This is a genomic window from Ornithinimicrobium sp., from assembly GCF_035267225.1.
Lineage (GTDB): Bacteria > Actinomycetota > Actinomycetes > Actinomycetales > Dermatophilaceae > Ornithinicoccus.
In genome coordinates, this window is record NZ_DATFMA010000101.1 from 1 (window position 1) to 9,858 (window position 9,858).

The 9,858-nt window shown below is 69.8% G+C and carries 12 protein-coding genes and 1 tRNA gene; 8 read left to right on the top strand and 5 right to left on the bottom strand.

From position 1 onward, the window contains the following. Positions 1–337: 337 nt before the first annotated feature. Complete coding sequence (locus tag VJ976_RS10220) at positions 338–775, bottom strand: VOC family protein (RefSeq protein ID WP_324100116.1); 438 nt, start codon at positions 773–775, stop codon at positions 338–340. Continuing rightward, positions 775–1,338, bottom strand: coding sequence for a DinB family protein (locus VJ976_RS10225; protein ID WP_324100117.1), 564 nt, complete (start codon positions 1,336–1,338; stop codon positions 775–777). Before VJ976_RS10225 ends, VJ976_RS10220 begins: the two co-directional genes overlap by 1 nt. 61 nt (positions 1,339–1,399) lie before the next feature. On the opposite strand from VJ976_RS10225, the gene VJ976_RS10230 reads away from it, so the two are divergent. Continuing rightward, on the top strand, positions 1,400–2,368 hold the full coding sequence (locus tag VJ976_RS10230) for a YafY family protein (RefSeq protein WP_324100118.1): 969 nt from the start codon (positions 1,400–1,402) through the stop codon (positions 2,366–2,368). On the opposite strand, the gene VJ976_RS10235 is transcribed toward VJ976_RS10230, so the two are convergent. Further along, positions 2,356–3,375 carry an Lrp/AsnC family transcriptional regulator gene (locus VJ976_RS10235; RefSeq protein ID WP_324100119.1) on the bottom strand — a complete coding sequence of 340 codons (1,020 nt, stop codon included), beginning with the start codon at positions 3,373–3,375 and terminating at the stop codon, positions 2,356–2,358. The genes VJ976_RS10230 and VJ976_RS10235 overlap by 13 nt on opposite strands. A 91-nt stretch (positions 3,376–3,466) precedes the next feature. Here VJ976_RS10235 and VJ976_RS10240 point away from each other — a divergent pair, with 91 nt between their 5' ends. The 5 genes from VJ976_RS10240 to VJ976_RS10260 are packed head-to-tail and all read left to right on the top strand — an operon-like array spanning position 3,467 to position 7,174. Continuing rightward, positions 3,467–3,604 carry a hypothetical protein gene (locus tag VJ976_RS10240; protein WP_324100120.1) on the top strand — a complete coding sequence of 46 codons (138 nt, stop codon included), beginning with the start codon at positions 3,467–3,469 and terminating at the stop codon, positions 3,602–3,604. Then, on the top strand, positions 3,601–5,061 hold the full coding sequence (locus VJ976_RS10245) for a sodium:solute symporter family transporter (RefSeq protein WP_324100121.1): 1,461 nt from the start codon (positions 3,601–3,603) through the stop codon (positions 5,059–5,061). The genes VJ976_RS10240 and VJ976_RS10245 overlap by 4 nt, the downstream gene beginning before the upstream one ends. A gap of 2 nt (positions 5,062–5,063) precedes the next feature. Further along, positions 5,064–5,204 carry a hypothetical protein gene (locus VJ976_RS10250; protein ID WP_324100122.1) on the top strand — a complete coding sequence of 47 codons (141 nt, stop codon included), beginning with the start codon at positions 5,064–5,066 and terminating at the stop codon, positions 5,202–5,204. A gap of 6 nt (positions 5,205–5,210) precedes the next feature. Continuing rightward, positions 5,211–5,918 (top strand): DUF1028 domain-containing protein, encoded by a 708-nt coding sequence (locus VJ976_RS10255; protein WP_324100123.1) that lies wholly within the window; start codon positions 5,211–5,213, stop codon positions 5,916–5,918. Continuing rightward, on the top strand, positions 5,915–7,174 hold the full coding sequence (locus tag VJ976_RS10260; protein ID WP_324100124.1) for a M20 family metallo-hydrolase: 1,260 nt from the start codon (positions 5,915–5,917) through the stop codon (positions 7,172–7,174). The genes VJ976_RS10255 and VJ976_RS10260 overlap by 4 nt, the downstream gene beginning before the upstream one ends. Positions 7,175–7,206: 32 nt before the next feature. Here the strand turns inward: VJ976_RS10260 and VJ976_RS10265 are convergent, their stop codons facing one another. Beyond that, entirely contained in the window at positions 7,207–8,121 is a 915-nt protein-coding gene (locus VJ976_RS10265; protein WP_324100125.1) for an oxidoreductase, read from the bottom strand. A 141-nt stretch (positions 8,122–8,262) separates the two neighbouring features. Beyond that, positions 8,263–8,349 (bottom strand) — tRNA-Leu (locus VJ976_RS10270). Between the two features lie 211 nt (positions 8,350–8,560). Here VJ976_RS10270 and VJ976_RS10275 point away from each other — a divergent pair. After that, positions 8,561–9,376, top strand: coding sequence for a DUF3662 and FHA domain-containing protein (locus VJ976_RS10275; RefSeq protein ID WP_324100126.1), 816 nt, complete (start codon positions 8,561–8,563; stop codon positions 9,374–9,376). After that, entirely contained in the window at positions 9,373–9,855 is a 483-nt protein-coding gene (locus VJ976_RS10280) for an FHA domain-containing protein FhaB/FipA (RefSeq protein ID WP_324100127.1), read from the top strand. Before VJ976_RS10275 ends, VJ976_RS10280 begins: the two co-directional genes overlap by 4 nt. The last annotated feature ends 3 nt before the right edge of the window (positions 9,856–9,858 follow it).

Genomic DNA, 9,858 nt, shown 5'->3' on the forward strand with positions numbered 1-9,858 from the left:
GACCAGCACCTGGATCACCAGCCAGAGATGTTGCCACCCGTTGGCCGAGATGACCGCCCAGTTCTCCTGCACGAAAGTAAAGAAACTGCCCATAGCTCCCTCGTCGGCGGTCGGTCACGGGAGCCGTGAAGGTGCTGCGGCGGTCCCGCCAGAACTGCCTCAAAGTAACCCCACCCCCGCGACTTGTCACCTGTAAGGGTGACTCTGTGCGCATTTCGTGACTTTTGTCAGTGAGATGGCCGAGCCATTTTCTTGTCCCCAGAAGCACGGGTTTCGTGCTCTTCTCACGACAGATTGCGACCTGGGGGACCGCGCTCGACGGCCTGACCCGCAGCCGTCAGTCGAGACAGAACTCGTTGCCCTCAGGGTCCGCCATCACGATGTGCCCGCCGTCGAGCGGAGGAGCGGGCTCATGCCGCTCCAGCCGAGTCGCCCCGATCGAAACGAGCCGTGCGGCTTCCGCCTCCAGTGCCGACATACGCTCCTGCGCCTCCAGGCCCGGCGCGGCGCGAAGGTCCAGGTGGAGGCGGTTCTTCACCCGCTTGGCCTCGGGGACGCGCTGGAAGTACAGCCGAGGGACCCTGCCCGCAGGGTCGGTGACCAGCGAGGCGTCGTTGTGCTCTTCCGGCGGCACGCCCCACGCCTCCAACGCTTCGGACCACGAGGCGAAACCCTCCGGTGGTGGCTGGATCTGGGACTCGAGCGCCTCGGCCCAGAATGCTGCGAGCGCGGCGGGGTCGGCGCAGTCGACGGTGATCTGAATGTCACGCGACATCAGCGGCCCTCCGTGGCTCGGTAGAGGTCACGCAGCAAGCCCACCTCAGCACCGTGGTGGATCAGCTCCCGGTGGATGTGCAGCACCAGCCTACTCATCGAGGCCTGACGGAACGGCTCCTCCTCACCACAGGGCGCAGCCAGCGCCTCCGCGGTCAACGCCTGCACCCCTGACATCCACCGCCGGTACTCCTGGTCGAGCTGATCCAGAGCGGCGGTCGCGGTCTCGGCGTAGGCGAACGACCCGTAGTCGGTGAGCTCCCGACCGAAGTGCGCAGCATTGCGCATCGCCAGGACGCCCACGATCACGTGGCCGAGCCGCCAGGCGATGGTCGTCAGCGGCGGCGGGTCCGGCTCGGGGAAGGCGAAGTCGATCGTCATCATCCCGGACCCCGCCTGCACCGGGGCCGTGCTGGCCCCGCGGGACCGCACGTTCCAGCACTCCGGCGCCGGCTCCCAGAAGTACTCCTCGTCCGTCAGTCCGTCGAGTCGCGGACGGAGCTGCTGGGTCCAGTGCCACTCCATCTGGTCGCGGAGCAGGTCGTTCAGCGTCATCTCTGTCATGAACCTCACCGTGGCAGGTCATCCGGACCAAAGCGGTCCGTTATTGAGAAAGAATGCTCGAATGAAGGCCGACGGGACCAGCGAGCGCATTCTGCGGTTGCTGGGGTTGCTGCAGCGTCGACCGTCGTGGACCGCTGACGAGCTGACCCGGGAGCTCGGCGTCACCGCGCGCTCGGTGCGACGAGACGTCCAGCGCCTCCGCAACCTGGGCTACCCCGTCCAGGCCCGTGCGGGCGTCGGCGGCGGCTATCGGCTCGGGGCCGGGACACGGCTTCCGCCCCTACTGCTCGACGACCAGGAGGCGATCGCGACAGCGGTGTCACTGCGGATGGCCTCGGTGGGCACGGTGGCCGGCGCGAGCGAGGCGGCGGTCCGGGCTCTGGCCAAGCTCGACCAGGTGATGCCCCCGCGGCTGCGCAGCGAAGTGCGCGCAGTGCACGACGCGACCGCCACGTTGGTCGGCCCCGGTGTCGAGGTGGATGCCGAGCTACTGGTCACGATCGCCCGCGCCTGCCGGGACCACGTGCGCGTGCACTTCTCCTATCTGCGCCCCGACGGACGGCGCAGCCAACGGTCGGTGGAGCCGGTGCAGATGGTCACCACCGGTCGTCGCTGGTATCTCATGGCGTGGGATGCCGAACGCGACGACTGGCGTACGTTCCGCCTGGACCGCATGAGTGAGGTGAGCAGCTCGACGCTTCGGTTCTCGCCGCGCCCGCACCCTGATCCGGCCACCTATGTCCAGCGGTCGGTCTCGGGGTCGCCGTACCGGCACCTGGCGCGGGTGCGGCTGCACGCCCCGGCCGAACGCGTCCGCGAGCGGGTGCCGCCGCAGGTCGGCCGGGTAGAGGACCAGAACGACGGATGGTGCGTGCTGGAGGTCGGTGGCGACGACCTCGACTGGCTGGCCCTGCACATCGCGGCCTTGGGGTTCGAGGCGGAGATCCTGCAGCCCGACGGGCTGCGCGAGGCGGTCGCAGGACTCGCCCGGCGTCTGGCCACGATGGCCGGGCCGGGTCAGTCGAGATAGCCCTCCCAGGTCAGCAGCCCCTGGTAGCCCTCCCGCCGACCGTCGGCTCCCAGCCGGTTGCCCATGCGCTTGAGCGTGCGCAAGGTCAGGCTGCGGTCCCCCACGACGAAGCCAGGCCAGGCGGCACACAGCCGCTGCTCGACGTCGGGCAGCTCCACGACGCGACGCAGCCACACTGTCGCGTGCATCCCGTGCTCGCCCGTTCCGCTGACGGCCAGCCGAACCTCGGTGGTGTCCTCGGTGCGCAACGGTCCCGAGCGGCTCTCGCTGCTCAGGTGCCCGCGCACCCGCGCTTGGACCGGCCACGCCCACTGCGGGGCGGCGAGGTCACACCGCAGTGCCAGCACCCCATGGCCGACCAGCCGGCGGATACGGCGGGTCACGCTGCTCGGGCTGGTCCCGCATCGTTGCGCCAGCACCTCCAGCGACATGCGCGCGTCCTCACCCAGAGCCTGACACAGCACGATGTCCACGCCGTCCATCGGCGGAGCCTCGGCAGTCACCCCCTCCTCGGTAGGCAGCCGGTTGCGCTGCGCGGCGTCCAGCGCCCCAGGCCGCCACTCGCTGCCCTCGCGGTGGATCCGGGTCACCACCATGGAGTCAACGGCACGTACCCCCTCGATACCGGGCAGGCGGGTGAGCAGGTAGGCCGTGTACTCCGCCCAGGTGGCCGTGGCGATCGTGACCTCGATGTCCGTGGCTCCCGACATGACCTCCACGGTGATGGCCATCGGGTCGTCGGCCAGCTCATCTGCGGCGGAGGTGATCCGGTCGACGTCGCAACGCAACGAGGCGACGGCGAAGACCCCCCAGTCGGTGAAGTGCTTGCCCGGGTGCGCCGTGGTCCATGCCAGCTGCTCCTCGGCAAGCCGCTGCCATCGGCGGCTCGCCGCGGAGGCGCTCACGCCGACCGCCGCTGCGACTCGCGTCCAGGGCGCACGGGGGCTGGCCATGAGGGCGGCCACCAAGGCGAGGTCGAGCTCGTCGATGGTGGTGGTTCCTTGCATATGCTTACCTCAATCCGCCGGATTCTCGCGTTCTATCGAGCGTTGCACCCGAAAGCAGTGATCATAGGGATGGTTCGTCGGAGGAGGACGCATGGAGGACAGCTTCGCCCTGGGAGTCACCATGTTCATGATCGGCATGGTCGCCACCCTCATCACCGCGGTCACGATCGTCATCGCTCACCGGCGCAGCGAGCGCTGGTTCGCCGAGCACGAGGGAACGGACTCGTGAGCGAGGACGCCTTCCTCGACCCTCTGGTCGGCGCGGCGATCATGGTGGTGTTCTCGCTGCTGTGGATCGGTCTGGGGGTGCACTGGGGCCGCACCAACTCGGAGGGCACCAAGGGCTACCTCTTCGCCGGTCGCAACGTCGGCCTGGCGCTGGTCACCGCCACCCTCATGGCGACCTGGGTGACCGGTAACACCGTGCTCGCGGCGCCCGAGCAGGCCTACAAGATCGGCGTCTGGGGGGTCATCGGCTACTGTTTCGCCGGGTTCGGCCTCCTCGCCTTCGCCCCGCTGGCCTTGCGCATTCGGCGTCTGATGCCGAACGGCTTCACCAGCGGCGACTTCATGCGCCTGCGCTACGGCAGGGGTGCGTGGGTCCCGTTCATGGCGATCAGCGTCTTCTACTTCCTGGCCTTCCTGATCACCCTCGGCATGGGGGCCGGGCTGCTGGTGGAGGCACTCACGGGCCTCGACTACCACGTCGGGCTGCTCACGGTGATGATCGTGACCACGATCTACACCCTGCTCGGCGGTATGCGCGGTGTCATCGGCATGGACTTCATCCAGGCGATGATCATCCTGGGCCTGCTCATCGTCGTGGCCTTCATGGCCCTGACGACCTACAGCCCGGCCGAGATCCAGGCCGGAGTCATCGAGAACAAACCGGGGCACCTCGACCTTCTGCTGCCCGCGGGGCTGCTCTACGCATGGAACACCGGCCTGTTCAGCATGGGTGAGGTCTTCCACTCCAACATCTGGTGGATGCGCGCCTACTCCTCGCGGCCCTCGGTCAACCTCAAAGGCTTCATCGTCAGCGGCGTCGCCTGGATGACGGTGCCTTTGGTGGCTGGGGTCGTGACCCTGGTGGCCATCGCCTTCCCCGGCGACTTCGACATCCCGCAGGTGAACATGGTCCTGCCGGTGGTGGCCTCCACCCTGCTGGGACCGTTGGGCGCCGCGCTGATCTTCATCGTCGTCTTCGCCGCACTCGCGAGCACGGGCTCGGGTCTCCTGACCGCGACCGCAACCCTGCTCGCTCAGGACTTCTACCGTCCGTTCGTCAACCCCGAGGCGGACGATGAGACGATGAAACAGACGGTGCGCCGGCTCATCGCCGTGCTCTGCGTGCTCACCATCGCGCTGGCCTGGGTGTACGTCACCTCGATGTACGGGTTGTTGCTCTTCGCCGGGGCGCTCGTCGGGTCGACGGTGTGGCCGGTGCTCTGTGGCCTCTACTGGGACAAGACCAACCCGGTGGCGGCCTCGGCGGGGATGGTGCTCGGCTCCGCCAGCGGCCTGGTCTTCTACTTCGCGGTCTCGTCCTTCGGCGCCGCCCTCACCGGCTTCGTCGTCTCGGCGCTGGTGACCGTTCTGGGCAGCCGGGCCAAGCCGCAGGACTTCGACTGGAAGATCCTGGCCTACGCCGGCCACGAACGTACGTCCGCGATGAAAGAGGGCTGACCATGGATGAGAACCCGCACTGGTACCTCGGCGAGACCGGATTCACCATCCTGGCGTGGGGCTCAGTGGCACTGCTGCTGCTGGCGCTGGTGGTGATCCTCGCGATCTGGGTCTACGAGCTGCGCAACGACCAGGTCTGGTGAGCGGCGGTGACCTTCGCGCTCGTCGCGACCAACGGCAGGTTCTGCGCCGCGGCCATCAGCACGCGCACGGTCGCCGTGGGGGGAACGTGCCTCTTCGTCACCGCGCGGGGGGCCGTCTCGACCCAGGCATGGACCAACCCGCTGCTCGGTCTGTGGGCTACCCAGGCGCTGGAGCGGGAAGCGACCGCTGGTGAGGCTCTGGCCCAGGCCCTGGAGCGCGACCCGGACCCGCAGATGCGGCAGGCGCTCGTGGTGAGCCGGGACGGCACCGCGGCCGCGCATACCGGCCAGCGAACCACGGAGGCCTGCGGGGACCTGGTCGGGGACAGGTGGGCCGTGGGGGGCAACATGCTGGTCGGGGTCGACACGTTGCACGCGATGGCCGCCAGATACGTGTCCGGGACCGAGTCATCCTTGGGCGACCGGGTGCTCGCGGCCTTGCGCTCGGGGCAGGATGCCGGTGGTGACGTGCGAGGCCGACAGTCGGCGGCGCTCACCGTGTTCGCGGACCAGCCGTACCCGTGGCTCGACCTGCGCGTCGACGACCACCCCGACCCCGTCACCGAGCTAGAGCGCCTGAACGCGCTGGCCGCGAGGGAGCTCCGGCCGTTCGTCGATGCCTTCCCCACGCTGGAAAACCCAGCCGGGAAGTACTCCGAGGAGCTCCGCCGCGCGATGGCCGCGACCTCCCAGGGGTCGGGGGGGTCCGCATGAGCGCGACGCCGGTGCCCGACCCGGAGGCGATCGAAGCGCGACTGCGCCACCTCGCGGAGTACGTCGACGACGACTACCAGGGATGGACTCGCGTGGTCCTCTCCGATCCCTACCGGGCGTCGCGGGACTGGATCCGCTCCGCGATGCGGGAGGCGGGCCTCGAGGTACGTCTCGACGGCGCCGGAAACATCGTCGGCCGGTTACCGGGCCGCAACGCCCATCTCAAGCCCGTGATGACGGGCTCGCACACCGACACTGTGGTCAGCGGAGGGCGGTTCGACGGCATCGTCGGCGTCGTCGGCGCGATCGAGGTGGCTTCGCTGCTCCGAGAGTCCGGGGCCTCGCTGGAGCGCGACCTGTACGTCGTGGACTTCTTCGGCGAGGAGGCCAACCGCTTCGGCACCTCCTGCCTCGGTTCCCGGGCCATGGTCGGAGGACTCACGCGGTCCCACCTCGACCTGACGGACGCGGACGGCAGGAAGCTCGGGACCGACCTGGAGCAGTTCGGGGTCGACCCGGGTGCGGCGGTGGCGCAGGCCTGGCCCGAGGACTCCCTGCACGCCTACGTCGAGCTGCACGTCGAGCAGGGCCCCCGGCTGGAGCGGGGTGGCACCGACATCGGCGTGGTGACCGCGATCACCGGCATCACCCGCGTGCTGGCCACGTTCACGGGTCGGACCGACCACGCGGGCACGATGCCCATGGCCGACCGCCAGGACGCGCTGGCCAGCGCCGCCGCCGCTGTGCTCGCCGTCGAACGCGAGGGATGCGGGGCCCCGGCGGGCGGGGTGGCCACGGTGGGCCGGGTCGACGCCTCGCCGGGGATCGTCAGCGCGGTACCCGGCGAGGCCCGCGTCTGGGCGGAGCTGCGCTCGACCGACGCCGGATGGCTGGGCCAGGCCCACCGCAACCTGGTCGACCAGATCGGTCGCGAGGCCGACTCCCGCGGGGTGTCGGCGGTGCTGGACTGGCTCAACGAGGGGGCTCCGGTGCCGACGAGCCCCACCATCCGCGACCACATCGCCCGCGCGTCCGAAGGCCGGGGGCTCTCCTGGCAGGCGGTCCCGTCCGGGGCCGGTCACGACGCCGCTCACCTGGCCGCTCTCGGGCCGATGGGGATGATCTTCGTGCCGTCGGCCGCGGGTCGCAGCCACTGCCCGGAGGAGTTCACCGCCACCGAGCAGATCAACCGGGGCGTGCAGGTGCTCCTCGACACCCTGGTCTCCCTGGACGCAGAGACCGGCGCACTGGCCTGATTGGCGGCGACGCCCGATCGGCGTGTGTGGCGTCAGACGGGGAAGCTGACTCCGGTGAGCTCTTCAGACTCCTGCCAGAGCGCCTGAGCGGAGGCGACGTCATAGCTGGCGGGGATGGAGGTCACGACGACGGGTGCTCCGCGCTGCTCACGCAGACCACGCGGGCCGTAGTACTGCCCACCCAACGCGGCCGGGTCCGTGGCTGCGCGCAGCGTCGGCCACGCTCCGGCCTCGGGGCTCTGCGTCATCCGCCTGAACACGGGCTGGAGCACCCGCCCGGCGCGGTTCGCGAAGAGGTGGTCACCCAGGCCCGTGCCCGCCGTGCCCGGATGCGCCGCAAGGGCGATGGCCGCGGACCTGTGTGAGGTCAGCCGTCGTTGCAGCTCGTAGGTGAAGAGCAGGTTGGACAGCTTCGACGCACCGTACGCCCGCCACGGCTTGTAGTCGGCCCCCGGTGCGTCGGCCAGGCCCGGCCGGTACTCGCCCATCCGGTGAGCGATGCTGCTCACATTCACGACCCGGGCCCCCTGGGTGCCGACCAGCAGGTCCAGCAACCGGCCGGTCAGGGCGAAGTGGCCCAGGTGGTTGGTGCCCATCTGCCGTTCGAACCCGTCGGTGGTGACGCCGGCCGGCACGGCCATGATGCCGGCGTTGTTGACGAGCAGGTCGAGGCGCTCGTGCCGTTGGCGCACCTGCTCGGCGGCGTCGGCGATGGACGCGAGGTCCGCCAGGTCGAGACTCAGCACGTCCACCCGTTCTGCCGCGTCGCCCAGGGCGGCGACCGCCTGCGCACCGCGCTCTGCGGACCTGCTGGTCAGGATGACGTGCGCGCCGTGACGGGCCAGCTCACCGACGGTCGCCAACCCGAGGCCGGCATTGCCTCCCGTGACCAGGGCGACGCGGCCGCTCAGGTCGGGGATGTCGTGAGTCGTCCATGGGCGTGCCATCAGTGCCTCCGAGAGTTGCCGGTGTGTGGACAACCGGCTTCCACAGCCTCGCATTCCACCACGCGGGCGACGGCCCGGCGGCCGCACGCGAAGAAGCCCCTCGTCCAGTCGGGGGATCCGCTGGAGAGGGGCCGGTCGTTGTGGTGCGCGAGGGGGGAGTTGAACCCCCACGTCCTTCCGGACACACGGACCTGAACCGTGCGCGTCTGCCTATTCCGCCACTCGCGCAAGTGCCGAAGAAGATTAGCACGCACCGGATACGCTCCCCATCCTCGATCGGGCCCCGCCGGAAGCGGTCGCCGCGGCGCGCAGACACACCATCTGCCCAGCCACGGCAGATAACATCACTGATGGTCTGACCGGGCGGGTGACGCTCGGAACAGCGGCGACGCGGCATCGGCTCCGCGCAGGTGCACTCGACGTGGAAGGGAGGCAGGCGGTGGGAGTGTTCGACAACCTCGAGCGCAAGTTGGAGCGGGCCGTCAAGGCACCCTTCGCGAAGGTGTTCAAGGCCGAGGTCCAACCGGTCGAGATCGCCTCCCACATCCGCGGCGCGATGGACGAGCGCGCGGCCGTGCTCGGGCCGGGACGCACGATGGTGCCCAACCTGTTCACGGTCGAGCTGGCCTCCAGTGACTACGAGAGGCTGTCCTCCTACGACACCGCCCTGACCAACGAGCTCGTGGCGGCCGCGGAGGACCACGCCGACTCCCAGCGCTACACCTCGCCCGGGCCGATGCAGGTGCGGCTGACCAAGGACGACGACCTCGAGACCGGCATCTTCCGGGTCAAGCCGGCGTCCAAGGAGGGCAAGCGTCGCCCGACGGGGTCGCAGCCCTCGCGCCAGCGCCATGCCGAGGCAGGCCCGGGCGCAGGCCAACCCTCGGACGACTCCGGTGACACCAAGGCCCTCCCCGCCACGTCTCCGCCGGGCCGGGCGCGACAGCACGCGCGGGGACCACAGCCGTGGCTCGACATCGACGGGCGCCGCGAGAACCTGCAGACCGCCGTCACCCTGCTCGGACGCGACGCCGGCGCCGCGATCACCATCGACGACCCCGGAATCAGCCGCCGGCACGCCGAGATCCGGGTCAGCCACGACGGACCCCATCTGCAGGTGCTGATCCGCGACGCAGGCTCGACCAACGGCACCTTCCTCAACGGCGACTCCATCGGCACCGAGGAGCTCAACGACGGGGACCGGATCACGATGGGCCGCACCACTGTGGTCTTCCACCTGGATCGGGCACGATGAGCGAGCTCACCCTCAACGTCGTCCGTCTGGGGCTGCTCGCACTGTTGTGGGCGTTCGTCTTCTCGGTGGTGGGCGCACTGCGCTCCGACCTCTACGGCACGCGGGTCCTGAGCCGCTCCCCCAGCCAGAGCCGTCGCAGCGACACCCGCTCGGCCAGGACACCCCGCGGCAAGGGGTCCAAGTCGCCCATGCCCACGCATCTCGCGGTGGTCGCCGGCTCCCTGCGCGGCACCACGGTGCCCCTGGAGTCGGGCGGGGTACTGATCGGCCGGAACCCCGAGTGCTCGCTCGTGCTCACCGACGACTTCGCCTCCGGTCGTCACCTGCGGATCTATCCGGGCTCCGACGCCTGGTACGCCGACGACCTCGACTCCACCAACGGCACCTTCGTGAACCAACAGCGCATCGACACCGGAGCCCGCCTGGACGTCGGGGCGCAGATCAGGATCGGGCAGACGATCATCGAGCTGCGACGGTAGGGC